Here is a 14,458-nt window from a genome sequence, read left to right on the forward strand (position 1 = left end):
AGACCTTTACACAAGCCGTACAACACCTTCATACATGTTGCGCCCCCTCCTTCCGATAGGTACACGGGAGGAGATGTTTTTTATGCTTATGAAAAAACGACTATTAGCACAACAACTAAATGGATGGCTGATTCCGATCGTTGCCATCGGACTAATTGTGATCAGCGGTCTAAGCGTTTACGCATCGTATCAACAATCCGTCGCAGCAACTGAGGAACGGCTGATGCGTGAGTTAACCATGTTCGACGCGAATGTCCGGGCAACGTTTCTTGCGTATCCGGATGACACCACAGACCGCTCGCGTGCCATCAAACGATTGCAACAGCAACAGCGAACCGACTTATCACTTGACGACTACACGGTTCGCTTTCAAAGCCTGAACACGAGTGAGGCGTTCCGACCGTTGACACTCGAACCGGCAAAACGAAAACAACTACAACAGCACTTAAAAACAGCCCGTACATATGCTTTTTCGAATCAAGACCAGTTTCTTGTCGCAATGACGATTCCGGAACTCGATGACGTCATCTTGCTGACGACTGATCGCGATAAATTAATCGCCCCTGCTCAAGATTTAGCTTGGACACTTGTCTGGGTCAGTTTGATTACGCTTGTCAGTATCAGCCTCTTGATTCGCTCACGAATTAGAAGACAACTCGCCCCGTTATCGAAACTCTCCTTACAGATTGAAGAAGCGCATGCGAAGCGATCGTATCGTCCATTAACACTCAAGACGACGACCTTTGAGTTACAACAGCTGACGTTTCAATACAATCAGTTGATGCAACAGATCGGAGATTTAACGGCTGAGATGCAACAAGCGAGTCAGGAGCTCGAATCCGTCCAGCCCCACTTTTCCTCACGCTTATCCGCGATGGATCAATCGGTCCAGGCCGTCGATGAAGTCGCCGGTTCTTTACTTGCGCAATCGTCGCAAATGGATCAGACAATCGTCGCCTCGACACGTTTGACCGCTCAAGGGCACGATGCGTTAAGTGAGATGCAAACGACACTTCTCAACAGCCAACATGCCGTAACCCGTTTTCAACAGACTGTTCAGACGAATCACACGACACTTGAGACCTTACAAGAGGAAAGCCAGTTACTGAAGGAACAATCCGCGGCGACAGAGCAGATTTTGCAACAGACCTCACATCTACAGCAGCAAATGGAGACCTCAATCTCACACATCCAACGTGTCGCTGAAGAGACGCGCCGCTTGTCGCTGAACGCGCTGATTGAGGCAACCCGTGCCGGAGAAGCCGGTCGTGGCTTCACCGTCGTTGCCAAGGAAGTCGAAAAACTCGCAATCGATATCCGAATGAGTACAGATCATATCCGGCAGGTCAATCAGACCTGGACGACAGGACTCAATCAAGTCGAACAAGCCCTCTCGCAGATGACGGAACGTTTTCTCTCAACATCGCAACAGCTCGAGACGGCAACGGCACACTTGCAACAGATGCTGACTGAAGCGACGACGATCGAAACGACACTGGGTACCGTGGAACACCAACGTCAAATCGTCGCAGATGTTCAGTCGAACATGCAGGAACATCTGCAGTCCGTTCAGCAGTTGATGTCGGAGCTCTCTTCTTACAGCCAAGTCCTCGGTGATCAAATGCAACACCACGTCAACCAGCAGACGGAACTGAAGACACATAGTGCGGTACTCGAGTCACGCATCAGTTCGTTGCAACAGACCGTTCGCTCGAGTGAATCGCCATCTTAACAAAAGGAGCGCCTCCCATCTCTGGTAAGCGCTCCTTTCCTCTGTTCTCAGCCGATATAACGTGCTTCCTTTTTATCGATGATATTTCGAATCCGGTTCTCCGTCACCTGATACTGCTCTGCCAGCTGACGAATCGTCTTCCCTTTTTCATACTGCGCGCGAATCGTTCGAATCTGAAACGATGACAGCGTCACATGTTGACCTAACAAGAGATCAAACTCGCCCAGCAGTTCAGTATACTGTTGATCGATCGAAGGCAGGACGTCTAAGTTCGATAACTGATCGTCAGCCCGTTTGCCGTTGCGCCGGACGAGTTTCGCTTCCGTGACGTCAGCCGTTAGAAAAGCTTGTGCAACGAGTACACCGACCTGGACGCGTTCTCCTCGACCACGTTGATAAAGCGTGACTTTCCGGTATCCTTCCCGATTGAGTCGCGGACGGAGCAAGACACCTTTTCGTCGTTGCTGGACACCGCGACACGTCACAATCGTTCGGTCGAGCGATCTTACGCGACCTAGCGATGAGACTTCATATATACCTACATAGCCGATGACGGCTTTCCATTGTTCTTGCATGGTTGTCCTCCTTCAGACAAGGACACGACGGGACTTCATACTTGAATTATATCAAATTACGAACAAACGTTCTAGTGATGTCACTCGTCGGAATGTGCTATTATTAGCAGAAAAAGGAAATGAGGTTCGTCTATGAAATTTGTCTTGTTACTCGGTCCCCAAGCGGTCGGAAAGATGACGATCGGTCAGGAAATCGAACGATTGACGGAGATGAAAGTCTTTCATAACCACCAGACGATCGACCTGTTATTGCCTTATTTTGATTTCTCTGAACCCGCACATCACCGCTTAAAGGATACGATCCGGCGCGAGATGTTCAAGGAAATGGCGAACAGTTCGCTCGAAGGTGTCCTGTTTACATTCCTCTGTCTATTCGGCGTCGAAGGTGGTGGTCTCGAGTTCATTGAAGAGACAGTCGAATTATTCGAACAAGCGGGTGCTGACGTCTATATCGTTGAACTCGATGCGCCGGTCGCAACACGCCTGCACCGGAACACGACCGAAAACCGATTGACGCACAAAGTAACGAAGCGTGATCTCGCTGCTTCTGAACAGGACTTACGCGAGACGGCGGACGGATACCGGACACGTTCGCTTCCAGGTGAACTACCGGACGTCAACTACCTCTTCCTCGATACGGAACAGTTAAGCGCGCGTGAAAGCGCTGAAGCGATTTGCGACCATTTCAACTGGTCCAAAACAACGGTCTAATCACAAACGAGCCCCGTCCTGCTCAAGCAGGCGGGGCTTTAATGATAGAGTTTGCGTTCATATCGATTCGCCTGCAACTGAAATCCGTTCCGACGCCAGACCGCCGCACTGCCCGCTTCGCCGTAAACATACGTCAGTAATAACGTCCGTGCGAGATACGACAAAATCGACGTCAACGCTTCTGTAATGTATCCGTGCTGATCATCCTCATCCGTCGTCGTGTAACGTAAGGTTCCGGTCGATCCATTCCATGTGAAGGTAATCGTCCCTACGATCGTTTTCTCACGCAACGCATGCAACGTCCATTTACAACCCGATTCTTCATCCGTTGCTTCGACAAACAATCGTGACGTCGTAAAATCCGGATGTCGTCCTTTCATTCAGCTCTCCTCCTCGACCTCAAACGTTGCTGTCGCGTAAACCTCTCCGTTAATTAAAATCGTTAATGTATGTGTACCAGGATAATGGACACGCGTCGTCATGTTCCGAAACGATTGGCGTCGTTCAACTTGTAAGACACCTTTGACTTCCCGCTCCCGCAGTTGAAACACCTTCCGACTCGTTCCACGTTGTTTGACGTAATCGATCGCGTATTCAAGACGCAGACGTTGCTCGACGGAACTGTTTACTTGAAACGAAAACTGTAACTCTTGACCAATCGTCACTGGTGAGACGACCAAGTCCGTCACCGCGACCTCACCTTGCGTGACGTGTCCGAACAACTGTAACACTTCTGGATTTCCGCGCTTCAGTAACGTCCGCGAAGCATGGCGTAAAATCCAGTCTGTATTCGGATCTGTTCCTAAGTGACGTTCGATTCGCTCGATCAGGTATTCCGGATGTGTCTTTGAAATATCGTTCAAGTGATTGGCGACACTTTTTCGGACGTAAAGTGACGGATCCTGTAGTAAGGCGTCAAGAATCGGTAACGCCGGACGCGGATCAGCAATCAAACGCGGAATCGCTTGTCCCCACGGCAGACGCGGGCGTGTTCCTTCAGACGCTAAGCGCCGGACGTGTTCATCGTCTGATGTTGTCCATTTGAGTGCCTGGTCGAGATATCGTTCCTGATCGACAAGTAGAAAACGCCGAACGGCGAACTCCGACGTCGAATGTTGCGTCAACTTGGCAAGTATCTCTATCGCAAGCGTCCAGTCAGAAAGGTCTGCCGTTCGTTCGACATACTCTGGAAAAACAATTCCCGGTAGCCCAGTAAACTGCGGTGCGAGTCGCTCTAGCTCCGACACCGAGTCCGGAAACGGTGGCAAGATCGTCTCCAGCGTCTCCGCCACACGACGGACACGTTGTTTAAACGCGAGTTCTTCCCAGTCTCCCTGCTCGACTCGTCTTCGAAAATCCGGTACATCGACCGCTGCTCCTAAGCGGTCGAGCCAACTCGGTGAAAATACATCTTTAATCAAACTCATCCTTCATCCAGTCCTCTCTGTGTGCGCTCCAGTTTGAGCAATGTTTCCTTGCGTGCGAGTCCACCCGCGTATCCACCTAAATCTCCATTCGTCCGAATGACCCGATGGCACGGAATGACGATTGCCAGTTGGTTCGCTCCATTCGCTCGTGCGACGGCACGAACAGCAGTCGGTTGACCGATCCGGATCGCCAGCTCTTGGTACGAGATCGTCTCCCCACTCGGAATCCGCTCGAGTTCTTCCCAGACGCGGCGTTGAAATGGTGTCCCGTACCGCATCAGTGGCGTCTGAAACGATACCGGCTCTCCTTTGAAGTAACGACGGAGCTCCGCTTCGATCTGTCCAAAGACCGGTGATTCCCCGGGAACGATGACAGCGCGCGCTTTTTGACGTAATTGTTCGATTTCCCGCTCCAGTCCACGTCGGTCGACGAACTCGAGCAGATGTAAGAGTTGATCGTCGGCAATCGCCAGCATCGAACCGAGTGGTGTATCAAGCCATTTCGCGCGTAAGACCTGCCCGTCAAAGCGCGACGGTGCCTGCCCGAGAATCCGTGCTGACGCCTCACGAAAACCACTACTCGATTCATAACCTCCAGCCAACTGCCCTTCGATGATCGGCTTACCGGTCCGGATCTCCTTCATCGCAAGCCCCATCCGTCGTGCCCGAGCATACGCGACGAACGTCATTCCGAAGCGTTTCTTGAACTGGCGGCGTGCCGTTGATTCATCGAGACCAAGTGCTCGAAAATCGGCTTCCTTGAATCGTTTGTCTGGTTCTGCCTCGACCGCTTCGATCAAGCGTTGAATCGTACCATGATCGCCGGGATAAGCAAGCGGATGACAACGACGGCACGGTCGATAAGAGGCAAGTAATGCCTCTTGCGCCGTCTCAAAAAACTCACAGTTCTCTGCTTTCGGTTTTCGTGCCGGACACGTCGGACGGCAAAAGATGCCGGTCGTCTTGACACCAACAAAAAACGTTCCTTCGTACGTCGCGTCCCGGCGAACGAGCGCTTCATAATACGTGTGATGTTCCATCGCCTTCCCCTCCTTTGTCCTTAGTATACCGGCTTGTCCGGTCATCATGTCGCCGAAAATCAGGCATTGATATGTTTAAGATTCACTTAAGAAACATCGTCCTGTTTTCGAAAGGGACGATGTGCATACTACATGATATACTCAACGGAAAGTAGGGTTTTCATGTTTGATTTCTTAAAAGAAGCACTTCACGCACCACTCCGTGTCGGAGCCATCGCACCGAGCAGTCCACGTCTGGCTGAAATGATGGCACGACGCGCCGTCGCCGATCGTCCACGCCAAATTCTTGAAGTCGGAGCGGGTGACGGAGCGATCACCAAAGCTTTACTGGCCGCTCGTTCACCGGAGACACATCTCTTGATTTGTGAACGGAGCGAAACGTTCCGCCCGGCACTCGAACAATTACTGGCTCAGGAAACGAATGTCACTCTCTTCATTGGTGACGTTCAAGGATTATCCGATTCATGGAGCGGACAGATCGACGTCATCGTCAGTGGTCTCCCGTTTGCGTCGTTCCCGGCAGCGTTACGGCATGATTTATTGGCACAATTCCAAACGTTACTACGATCAGACGGTCACTTCATCGCCTTTCAATACACCCGGTTTCAGTTCAAGATGTTCCGGGACTATTTCCAAGAACACAGCTATTCGCACACGCTCTACAATCTTCCCCCGGCTTACGTCTTCGAGGGGGTACAACAGGAGGAATCTACACATGCCCACGCTCTTGATCGTTGACGATGAAGCAGACATCCGTCAATTGCTTCGACTGTATTTAACCAATGAAGGGTACAAGATCCTCGAAGCCGAAAATGGTGAGGAAGCGTTAGCGACTCTTGCAACGCGTCCAGTTGATGCGATGTTACTCGACGTGATGATGCCCGTTCGCGATGGCTTCTCGACCGTTCAAGCTGCGCGCGCTGCCGGTCACACGTTACCCGTCTTGATGCTGACAGCGAAACGCGAAGACATGGATAAAATTCAAGGTTTGACCTTCGGGGCGGACGATTACATCGGTAAACCGTTCAATCCGCTTGAAGTCGTCGCCCGCGTCAAGGCGCTGTTACGCCGCGTCAGTCAGTATCATGTCCCGACTACTGCTTCAGCGATTCAGGTCGGTCCGTTCACACTCAAAGAAGACGAACGCGTCATCTTTAAATACGATGTACCGCTCGCCCTGACACGCCGTGAATTTGATTGCCTGGCGCTCTTTTTGAGTCACCCCCGTCGTGTCTTCTCGGCTGAAGACCTGTATGAACGGGTTTGGCAGGAGGAAGCACTTGGTTCCGCGTCGAACGCTGTCATGGTCCTGATCCATAAGCTCCGCGACAAGATTGAGGATGTCCCGAAAGAACCGCGCCACCTCCAGACGGTCTGGGGCGTTGGTTATAAGGTTGAGCCATGAGACGGATCAAACTAACTGTTTGGATGCTTGTCTTGTTGCTGCTCGCTGCATTTTTGAGTACGGCACTTGCCTGGTTGCTGGCGAGTCAATTGCCGCTTGGTGGAAAAACGGTTCCCCGTTACTACTACACGACGGAAGAAGACACGGTGAGCGCTGTTAAAGAGGACATTATACGTTATCAAAATGGACAAATACCGACCGGGCCCTATGAGTGGGCAGTATACGATGCCAATGGTCGTCTGGTCAGCGCTTCCGACAAGTATCCAAAAGACTTAACACCGAGCCGACTGCTTGCTGAGCAAACACCAACCGAGCGGGAGCCATCAGACACAGGAAAGGTTAGGACATTGCACCATATCGAAGCGATCAATCTTGGAACCCGTGAGCCTGGCTATTTTTTGACTGTTCAGTCCGATAAACCAACACTCAATGAATATCAAGTCGGTAATTCGAACGCCTTCTTCATCTTACAAGTCGTCTTGTTCATCGTCTTTTTACTGCTTTTAACACGTTGGATCGCTGGTTTGTTCCGCGAACTCGAGCGACGGCTTGAGCGGTTGACGGTCGAACCAGCGCCAACGGAACCGTTACCTCCCGTCAAAGGACCGAAGGAATTCAAGTTGTTCGCCCAATCGATCGAACGAATCGAACAGGAACTCCGCACCTTACGCGTACGCGACCAGGAGCGGTTCGTCGAGCAGTTGCGATTGATCACGAGTCTGTCGCACGACCTACGGACTCCGTTGACCTCAATCCAAGGCTTCATCCAGTGGCTAACCGAAAAACACGAGACGTTATCCGCGACGGAACGGACGGAGCTTCTAGCGATTGTCACCCGACAGTCAGAAACGCTCGCTTCCCGGATCGACGAATTGTTCACGCTCGCTAAATTATCGAACACCGATTATCCAGTCGAACGGACATCGCTTGATCTCGTCACACTGACGGAACAAGTCCTGGAACTGTTTCCTGGCACTTCTTCTACTGTCAATGGTCCTGCACACGCGACTCTCTTCGCCGATCCGATGCTCTTACGACGCTTGCTTGAGAATTTGATTCGCAATGCGACGCTTCACGGGACCGGTGATCTTCGGATTACCATCAACGACGACGCAGAAGGTATCCAGCTGATCTGTTCAAATGCGATTGAATCGACTTATACGCTAGAGGAACTAAACGAATGGCTAACACCGTTCGGGACGTCCGATGCTTCCCGCTCGTCTGGTGGCTCCGGCATCGGTCTGTCGATTGTTCAGCAAATCATGGCGCGTCATGCGGGGAACGTCGCGTTGACTTCACAAGACAACCGCTTCATCGTGACCTGTCGTTTTCCACATATTTCATAAGCCTGCATCCGATGTGCGCATCGGGTGCTTTTTTGGTCAGGTTGTTACTTCTTAGACACTTCTTTGAAATTGGAATTCGATACACTAAAGACTGTTAGAAATTAGTTGTCGTTTTAAAGGAGTTGTTCGTGTCTTATGAAATCCTCGTCTCGTTCGATTACATATATGCCAGGGCTTGATGGCTTACGTGCCTTCGCTGTTCTATCTGTCATTCTCTACCATCTGTCGGTTTCATTCTTCTCCGGTGGTTTCCTCGGTGTTGATCTCTTTTTCGTCCTATCCGGTTATCTGATTACCGGTCTCTTGTTACGCGAGTGGCAGACGACCGGACGCCTCGATTTGAAACGATTTTGGATTCATCGCTTCCGTCGCCTGTTCCCGGCCCTATTCGTCATGCTGTTACTCGTTCTCGGGTACGTAACCATCTTTGAACGCGAACTGTTGCATACGGTTCGCCAAGATAGTGCCTTTGCGCTCATTTACGGGACGAACTGGTGGTATATCTTCCATGACGTCTCCTATTTCGAGTCGTTCGGTAAGCCATCACCGATTCAAAACCTTTGGTCACTCGCAATCGAGGAGCAGTTCTACCTGCTATTCCCGATCTTACTTTGGTTCGGAATGAAAAATCGTCGCTTGTTCCTGCAATTGATGGGCGTTGCGATCGGTGCATCCGTGCTTGCGATGGCGATTCAGTTCACACCTGGTGAAGATCCAAGTCGTGTCTACTATGGCACGGATACTCGGTTATTCGCCCTATTGATTGGGAGTCTACTCGCTTTCGCGTGGCAACCAACCCGCTTTAAGCTCGATATCCCAAAACGTGGTGTCCGGTTACTGAATCAAATAGGTGCCGTTACTTTGCCACTCTTGCTTATATTGATGATTGTCACAAGTGAGTTCGGAAGCTTCTTATACCGGGGTGGTTTTTTCCTTGTCGCCGTCCTTGCTGCACTAATGATTGCTACAATTGCTCATCCGGCGTCGATTTGGAGTCGATGGTTTGCGCATCCAGGCCTTGTTGCGATCGGTAAACGATCGTACGGTCTATATCTGTGGCATTTTCCCGTCATCACACTGATGACGCCAGTCGAGCAAATCGGCACGTTCTCATTACTTCGGACCGTATTGATCGTCGTCGTGCTTGTCGCCTTAACTGAAGCATCGTATCGCTTTATCGAACGTCCGATTCGTCAGCACGGACTATCCGGTTATTTAGAACGTCTGTCGTTACATCCGCGGCAGTTACGTCAGTTTTCGACGTTGCAGTGGACGAGTGTTGCCGTGTTGACGATTCTCATCGTCAGCTTCATCGGTAACTTATCGATTCTTGCTGTCTCCGATACGCCGAAGCCAGAACCTGCTTTCGAGAAGATAGCGGCGCCAAAAGAAAAACCGAAGCCGATCCTGAAACCGACGACACCAAAAGCAAAGCCCGATCAGCGAAAAATCTGTCGACCGACGCTTGCGATCGGGGACTCGGTCTTACTCGGTGTCGAAGATTATCTCGGCAGTACGCTCAAGCAATTGACGATTGATGCGAAACTCGGTCGTCAGCTGCGAGAAGCGATTCCGCTGAGTGAGCAGTATGCCGCGTATAATCGACATGGACGCCAAGTCATTCTCCACCTCGGAACGAACGGTAGCTTCCGAAAGGATCAGTTGAACAGTTTGCTCGATCAATTCGCAAATGCCGATCACGTCTATCTGGTCACTGCACGCGTCCCGCGTCCGTGGGAAGCAGAGGTCAATCAGATGTTACGCGAGGCATCGAAACGGAAGCGAGTCGAACTGATCGACTGGCATGCTGTTGCCGTCAAACATCCATCTTACTTCGAAGCAGATGGTGTCCATTTGAATATCAAGGGCGCACGTGCCTATTCGAAGATTCTTGCGAAAGCAACGAATTGCGCTGTTTCAACGAAATAAGACCACGTCAAACAAGGTAGCGGAACGATCCGCTACCTTGTTTTTTATACTCATCCTGTCGCTAGCAACCCAAGATAAATCAAACTGACGCTGAATAAACTCAGCAAGATACCCACTGCATGCCGACGATATCCTAGTAAAAGCAGTGGTAAGGTTGCAATCCCCATCATCAAAACCCATCCATTCCCCACTGGATCACCGGTCGGTAGTTGCCCTAGCGTCGGTTGTTCGAGACGGCTGAGTGAAGCACTCGCCATGAACAGCAATACTAAAATGATACTCTCCATCCGGAGTAACGGACGCGGATCGTACGTTGAGTCAAAACGCAACCGACGCCGAACAAGCGTGCCATTACAGAAAGCATAGAACAAAAGCGGTAACAATAAAAGGTGCTTCAGCAACAACGCTTGACCGTATGGCACGCCCCAGAGATTCGGATAACGTTCAAGCGGAATCGCCAGTTGCATCAGTAACAGCCCTGACAGGATGACACCCGTAAAGGCGATCCGGGCAAACGGACTGAACCAACTTAAAAAGGCAGACCAATGAACGGTCGAGCGAGCACCGATGGCTACCCAAAACACGACACCGATCCAAGCTGTCACACATAAGAAGTGACTAAACTGAAGCGTCCACCCGAGCGCACCGTATTTGGCCGCCGCGTGACTCGTTCCTGCGATGCCAATCCATAACGGGATCGTCAAGAGTGCGAGCAGGATGGATCGTCGCTTTTGCCATGTGAATACGATCAATAGGAGTAAAGCAGAGAAGTAAACGACAAGAAACATCCGACCGATATGCAACTCCAGTAATCCTGTTCGAAGAGCCTCTGTCATCGTTTGCGTCGAAAGTAGAAAACGAACGGCACCAAAGACCGGGATGCTCGTTCCAAGAACGAGCATCCCGAGTCCCGCTACCGCCCACGACGTACCGTCCATTAATAGCGGTTTTCGTTTCGTTGGGATGAAGCATAATACCAAATAGCCCATCCAAAGCGCTCCACCCATATAGACGAGTAGTTCTCCTAGAAACGCACTCATGTCGAACGACGACGTAACACGAGAAGGATGACGATACTGATTAACAGTCCCCCGACGATCCATGGGAGCAGTGTCGGAACGAGTCCTTTTGAAACAGGCTCTGCTTCAGGAACGACTGCTGCTTTTTTTTCCATCGGCTCAGCCTTTTCTACAGTGCTTGTTTCAGCTTTTGCCGCACCCAGTACCGTAAAACGGATCGTTCCTTTCACGGGATGACCATCATCTGAAATCGACGCCCACTTGATCGTGTATTTTCCTTCCGTTAAAGGCTCTGAGACGACAGCACTCAGTTCATTTCCGATGATAAGTGGTTTCGCAAGGGCTTGTTCAACTCCATTCGCGTCTACTACACGTAAGGTGCTCGTTTTTTCAACAGCCTCACTGAACGTCAAGCGGATCCGATCGACGGGTTCAGATAATGCCGATCCATCTGCCGGATTCGAGCTTTTTAAACTCGTGTGTGCTTCGACCGATATGGGCAACAGACAAATGAGGAACAGAAGGGCAAATCGGATGATGCGCATGTCGTTTACCTCCTTTCTGCTTGATGTGTACAAGAAAACCCGCTGTCACCAGCGGGTCGTCCTTTATTGTTGCGGGCGACGACGGAGTGCGAAGAATCCAAGGATCGATGCTGCTGCGATACCAAGCAGTGACCAGACGATACCTGTCGTCGATGCTTTTTCTTGCATACCACCGAGACCAGTGTTCGGCATTCCAGATGGTGCACCTTTGAATTTATCTGGGAACTGATCGACGATTGCTGTCGCAGTCCCTTCCCCTACACCGTACATATGCGCGTAAGCTTCACGAATCGCTGGGTACGTTTTGTCGTAATCTTTTTCATTATAGCTATTGAAAGCAAGCAAGAGTTGGTCAATGTGAACCTTTAATCCTTCTTCCAAATCTTTCGCTTTCAAACGTCCTTCTGTTGCTGCATCGAGGAATGCTGCCTGTTCAACACGGTACTCATCAAGTTCCTTCACAGCCATGTCGCGTGCTTGATCATCTTTCGCACCTGTTGCTTTGACATAGTCAACGAAGTAGCCGATGTGGCTCGACCAAATCTTCTTGAATTGTTGCGCTGCTTCACTACCATAAACAGAGCCAATCGAAGCTGTCAGGTCATCCGTATTTTGATTCAAGGCACCGGCCGCAGCGTCAAAGTCTTTTGCTCCGTCAATTCCTTTTTGCATCGCGAGCACTGCAAGCGCCGCGTGTTCAGAGAAGTTTCGGTTCAGTCCGGCACGAAGATCAGCTGCTGGTGTATCGACTTTCGTATTTTTGAATTTATCCGGGTACTGATCAACAATCGCACCAGATAATCCTTCTCCGACCATATACATATGCTCAATCGCTTTACGTAGATTGCTGTAAGCAGCATCATAATCACCCGCTACATAGCTATCAAACGATGTTAACAGTTGCGTGATATGGACTTTTAGTCCTGCTTCGAGATCCGCTGCCTTTAGACGTCCTTCCGTTGCTTTATCGAGGAACGCAGCCTGTTCGACACGATACTCATCAAGCTCTTTCAATGCTTTTTGTTTCGCGTCTTCGTCCTTGGCACCAGTTGCTTTGACGTAATCGACGAAGTAACCGATATGGCTCGCCCAGATTTCTTTGAAGGCAGCGCCTGCTTCTTCCCCGTAGACGGAACCAACAGCTGCCGCTAAATCATCCGTGTTTTGATTCAAGGCACCGGCTGCCTGCTCAAAATCTTCTTTACCATCAATTCCTTTTTGCATCGCAACGACTGCGAGATACGCGTGTTCAGATAGAATTTGATCGAGTGTCGCTCGTAAATCCGATGCTGGAGATGAGACATCGAGGGAGACTTTTCCTGAACTGTGAGACATCTTACTATGGTCCTCATGACCGTGAGCACTGACACCTGCTGCTGGAATCAACAATGCGGCACTAAGCGGAACAGCGAGATACGACTTTTTCATCTTCATCTTATGAACACCCCTTTGATTTTTTGGACTTCACATAGATAACGTAAGGAGTTCACGAATGGTTTTATCTTTTTACATTTTTTATTTAAAATATTTTTTCTGACGAAATAAACTTATGTAGCACTTTCATTATTTTTTAGTTTTTATTTACTCATTTCGCGAAATAGCCAACTTATTTTCTAATCATTTCATTAGAATCTTCTTATAACCTCATCTTTTATCTTTTATAGAACAGGAGTGGACTTATGAAACGGATTGTCATTGGCGCAGTACTTGCTTCGCTCGTCGTCTCGCAAGCAGTTGGACCTGTCGAAGCAAAAAGTAAAGCGAAGAAGAAACCTGTTGTGCAAGTCGATCGAGACAAAAATGGGATTCCAGATGCTTGGCAAAAACAATATCATTTGGGATATGGAAAACAAGTCGCAACAAAAGATCACGATCGCGACGGTTTGATGAATGTACAAGAGTATCAACTTCGTCTCAACCCAACTAAATCGGATTCGGATCGTGACGGGATCAAGGATGGGAAAGAGGATTCGGACCGCGACTCACTCACGAATCAACAAGAATACACAGCGCATCTAAATCCGTTGAAGAAGGATTCTGATCAAGATGGTATTTCTGATGATAAAGAAGACCAAGATCAGGATCGATTGACGACACGAGAAGAGTTCATCGTCGGTACGCAACCATTGAAAAAGGATTCAGACCGTGATGGCATCAAAGACAATGAAGAAGACCGGGACCGGGATACGCTTATCAACGAAGACGAATTTGAACTCGGTTCTGATCCAACAAAAGCAGATAGCGATCAGGACGGGACTCGAGATGATCAGGAAGATACGGATCAAGACGGCGTTCAAAATAATCAAGAACTCAAACGGATCATGATCAAAGTGACGGATACGAATAAGAAAAAGTTCGAGTGGCGTTACAGTAATGAACATCAACGGAAAGAATTGCGCTTTAAAGACGAGATTGGTATTACTGACGTTGCGACGTTAAAAGATCGTCTTCTCGTCACACCATCGATGACGGAAGAAGAATTATTAACGTTAGTCGCACAGGCGCTTCAATTACCAAACATCAAAACGTTACACGTCCAGATCAAGTTCTATAATGGACAGGAACTCGAATCAGAAGATGAGCACTCGGATGACGATGATTCTTCGGATGACTCAGAAGATGATGATCAAGATGATGATTCAGACGATCATGGAGACGATGACGGGGATGATCACGGAGATCATGGTGATGACGATTAATCGTCTATACGAAAAATGAGAGGACGGAAT

Annotated in this window: 14 protein-coding genes; 7 read left to right on the top strand and 7 right to left on the bottom strand. The window is 49.6% G+C overall.

From position 1 onward, the window contains the following. The first annotated feature begins 82 nt into the window (after positions 1-82). A complete protein-coding gene (locus KNQ12_RS11690; RefSeq protein ID WP_053452478.1) occupies positions 83-1,732 on the top strand; it encodes a methyl-accepting chemotaxis protein in 1,650 nt (549 codons plus the stop codon). A 47-nt stretch (positions 1,733-1,779) separates the two neighbouring features. On the opposite strand, the gene KNQ12_RS11695 is transcribed toward KNQ12_RS11690, so the two are convergent. Continuing rightward, positions 1,780-2,307: an NUMOD4 domain-containing protein gene (locus KNQ12_RS11695; RefSeq protein WP_053452477.1), complete on the bottom strand. Its 528-nt coding sequence runs from the start codon at positions 2,305-2,307 to the stop codon at positions 1,780-1,782. A 132-nt stretch (positions 2,308-2,439) separates the two neighbouring features. Here KNQ12_RS11695 and KNQ12_RS11700 point away from each other — a divergent pair, with 132 nt between their 5' ends. Further along, a complete protein-coding gene (locus KNQ12_RS11700) occupies positions 2,440-3,018 on the top strand; it encodes an AAA family ATPase (protein ID WP_174315936.1) in 579 nt (192 codons plus the stop codon). A gap of 38 nt (positions 3,019-3,056) precedes the next feature. Here KNQ12_RS11700 and KNQ12_RS11705 read toward each other — a convergent pair whose 3' ends face one another. Genes KNQ12_RS11705 through KNQ12_RS11715 form a run of 3 tightly spaced genes read right to left on the bottom strand, consistent with a single transcriptional unit; the run spans position 3,057 to position 5,485 of the window. Further along, positions 3,057-3,398 (bottom strand): GNAT family N-acetyltransferase, encoded by a 342-nt coding sequence (locus tag KNQ12_RS11705; RefSeq protein WP_053452475.1) that lies wholly within the window; start codon positions 3,396-3,398, stop codon positions 3,057-3,059. Continuing rightward, a complete protein-coding gene (locus KNQ12_RS11710; protein WP_053452474.1) occupies positions 3,399-4,445 on the bottom strand; it encodes a DNA alkylation repair protein in 1,047 nt (348 codons plus the stop codon). After that, complete coding sequence (locus KNQ12_RS11715; RefSeq protein ID WP_087681842.1) at positions 4,442-5,485, bottom strand: bifunctional transcriptional activator/DNA repair enzyme AdaA; 1,044 nt, start codon at positions 5,483-5,485, stop codon at positions 4,442-4,444. The genes KNQ12_RS11710 and KNQ12_RS11715 overlap by 4 nt, the downstream gene beginning before the upstream one ends. Positions 5,486-5,647: 162 nt before the next feature. Here KNQ12_RS11715 and KNQ12_RS11720 point away from each other — a divergent pair, with 162 nt between their 5' ends. From KNQ12_RS11720 to KNQ12_RS11735, 4 genes are all read left to right on the top strand, one after another. Continuing rightward, positions 5,648-6,223: a class I SAM-dependent methyltransferase gene (locus KNQ12_RS11720; RefSeq protein WP_214748414.1), complete on the top strand. Its 576-nt coding sequence runs from the start codon at positions 5,648-5,650 to the stop codon at positions 6,221-6,223. Next, positions 6,201-6,890: a response regulator transcription factor gene (locus tag KNQ12_RS11725; protein ID WP_058265507.1), complete on the top strand. Its 690-nt coding sequence runs from the start codon at positions 6,201-6,203 to the stop codon at positions 6,888-6,890. The genes KNQ12_RS11720 and KNQ12_RS11725 overlap by 23 nt, the downstream gene beginning before the upstream one ends. Then, positions 6,887-8,236, top strand: a complete 1,350-nt coding sequence (locus tag KNQ12_RS11730) for a sensor histidine kinase (protein WP_058265506.1) — start codon at positions 6,887-6,889, stop codon at positions 8,234-8,236. The genes KNQ12_RS11725 and KNQ12_RS11730 overlap by 4 nt, the downstream gene beginning before the upstream one ends. 135 nt (positions 8,237-8,371) lie before the next feature. Further along, entirely contained in the window at positions 8,372-10,165 is a 1,794-nt protein-coding gene (locus KNQ12_RS11735; RefSeq protein ID WP_058265505.1) for an acyltransferase family protein, read from the top strand. 50 nt (positions 10,166-10,215) lie between these two features. Here the strand turns inward: KNQ12_RS11735 and KNQ12_RS11740 are convergent, their stop codons facing one another. The 3 genes from KNQ12_RS11740 to KNQ12_RS11750 all read right to left on the bottom strand — a co-directional run bounded on the left by KNQ12_RS11740 (position 10,216) and on the right by KNQ12_RS11750 (position 13,163). Beyond that, positions 10,216-11,268 (bottom strand): copper resistance D family protein, encoded by a 1,053-nt coding sequence (locus KNQ12_RS11740; RefSeq protein ID WP_082318498.1) that lies wholly within the window; start codon positions 11,266-11,268, stop codon positions 10,216-10,218. Then, positions 11,202-11,729, bottom strand: coding sequence for a copper resistance CopC family protein (locus KNQ12_RS11745; protein WP_023466847.1), 528 nt, complete (start codon positions 11,727-11,729; stop codon positions 11,202-11,204). Before KNQ12_RS11745 ends, KNQ12_RS11740 begins: the two co-directional genes overlap by 67 nt. A 63-nt stretch (positions 11,730-11,792) precedes the next feature. Continuing rightward, positions 11,793-13,163: a hypothetical protein gene (locus tag KNQ12_RS11750; RefSeq protein WP_023466846.1), complete on the bottom strand. Its 1,371-nt coding sequence runs from the start codon at positions 13,161-13,163 to the stop codon at positions 11,793-11,795. A gap of 245 nt (positions 13,164-13,408) precedes the next feature. Between KNQ12_RS11750 and KNQ12_RS11755 the strand changes: the two genes are divergently transcribed. Next, entirely contained in the window at positions 13,409-14,428 is a 1,020-nt protein-coding gene (locus KNQ12_RS11755) for a hypothetical protein (protein WP_075642745.1), read from the top strand. The last annotated feature ends 30 nt before the right edge of the window (positions 14,429-14,458 follow it).

The sequence above is a fragment of the Exiguobacterium sp. s11 genome (genome assembly GCF_018619015.1).
Taxonomy (GTDB): Bacteria; Bacillota; Bacilli; order Exiguobacteriales; family Exiguobacteriaceae; genus Exiguobacterium_A; species Exiguobacterium_A indicum.

What these genes read in the sequence shown, in the direction of transcription:
- KNQ12_RS11695 (WP_053452477.1), bottom strand. Translation starts at nt 2,307, where the DNA reads ATGCAAGAACAATGGAAAGCCGTCATCGGCTATGTAGGTATATATGAA.
- KNQ12_RS11700 (WP_174315936.1), top strand. Translation starts at nt 2,440, where the DNA reads ATGAAATTTGTCTTGTTACTCGGTCCCCAAGCGGTCGGAAAGATGACG.
- KNQ12_RS11725 (WP_058265507.1), top strand. Translation starts at nt 6,201, where the DNA reads ATGCCCACGCTCTTGATCGTTGACGATGAAGCAGACATCCGTCAATTG.
- KNQ12_RS11740 (WP_082318498.1), bottom strand. Translation starts at nt 11,268, where the DNA reads ATGGATCGTCGGGGGACTGTTAATCAGTATCGTCATCCTTCTCGTGTT.
- KNQ12_RS11715 (WP_087681842.1), bottom strand. Translation starts at nt 5,485, where the DNA reads ATGGAACATCACACGTATTATGAAGCGCTCGTTCGCCGGGACGCGACG.
- KNQ12_RS11745 (WP_023466847.1), bottom strand. Translation starts at nt 11,729, where the DNA reads ATGCGCATCATCCGATTTGCCCTTCTGTTCCTCATTTGTCTGTTGCCC.
- KNQ12_RS11755 (WP_075642745.1), top strand. Translation starts at nt 13,409, where the DNA reads ATGAAACGGATTGTCATTGGCGCAGTACTTGCTTCGCTCGTCGTCTCG.
- KNQ12_RS11705 (WP_053452475.1), bottom strand. Translation starts at nt 3,398, where the DNA reads ATGAAAGGACGACATCCGGATTTTACGACGTCACGATTGTTTGTCGAA.
- KNQ12_RS11690 (WP_053452478.1), top strand. Translation starts at nt 83, where the DNA reads ATGCTTATGAAAAAACGACTATTAGCACAACAACTAAATGGATGGCTG.
- KNQ12_RS11750 (WP_023466846.1), bottom strand. Translation starts at nt 13,163, where the DNA reads ATGAAGATGAAAAAGTCGTATCTCGCTGTTCCGCTTAGTGCCGCATTG.
- KNQ12_RS11720 (WP_214748414.1), top strand. Translation starts at nt 5,648, where the DNA reads ATGTTTGATTTCTTAAAAGAAGCACTTCACGCACCACTCCGTGTCGGA.
- KNQ12_RS11730 (WP_058265506.1), top strand. Translation starts at nt 6,887, where the DNA reads ATGAGACGGATCAAACTAACTGTTTGGATGCTTGTCTTGTTGCTGCTC.
- KNQ12_RS11710 (WP_053452474.1), bottom strand. Translation starts at nt 4,445, where the DNA reads ATGAGTTTGATTAAAGATGTATTTTCACCGAGTTGGCTCGACCGCTTA.
- KNQ12_RS11735 (WP_058265505.1), top strand. Translation starts at nt 8,372, where the DNA reads ATGAAATCCTCGTCTCGTTCGATTACATATATGCCAGGGCTTGATGGC.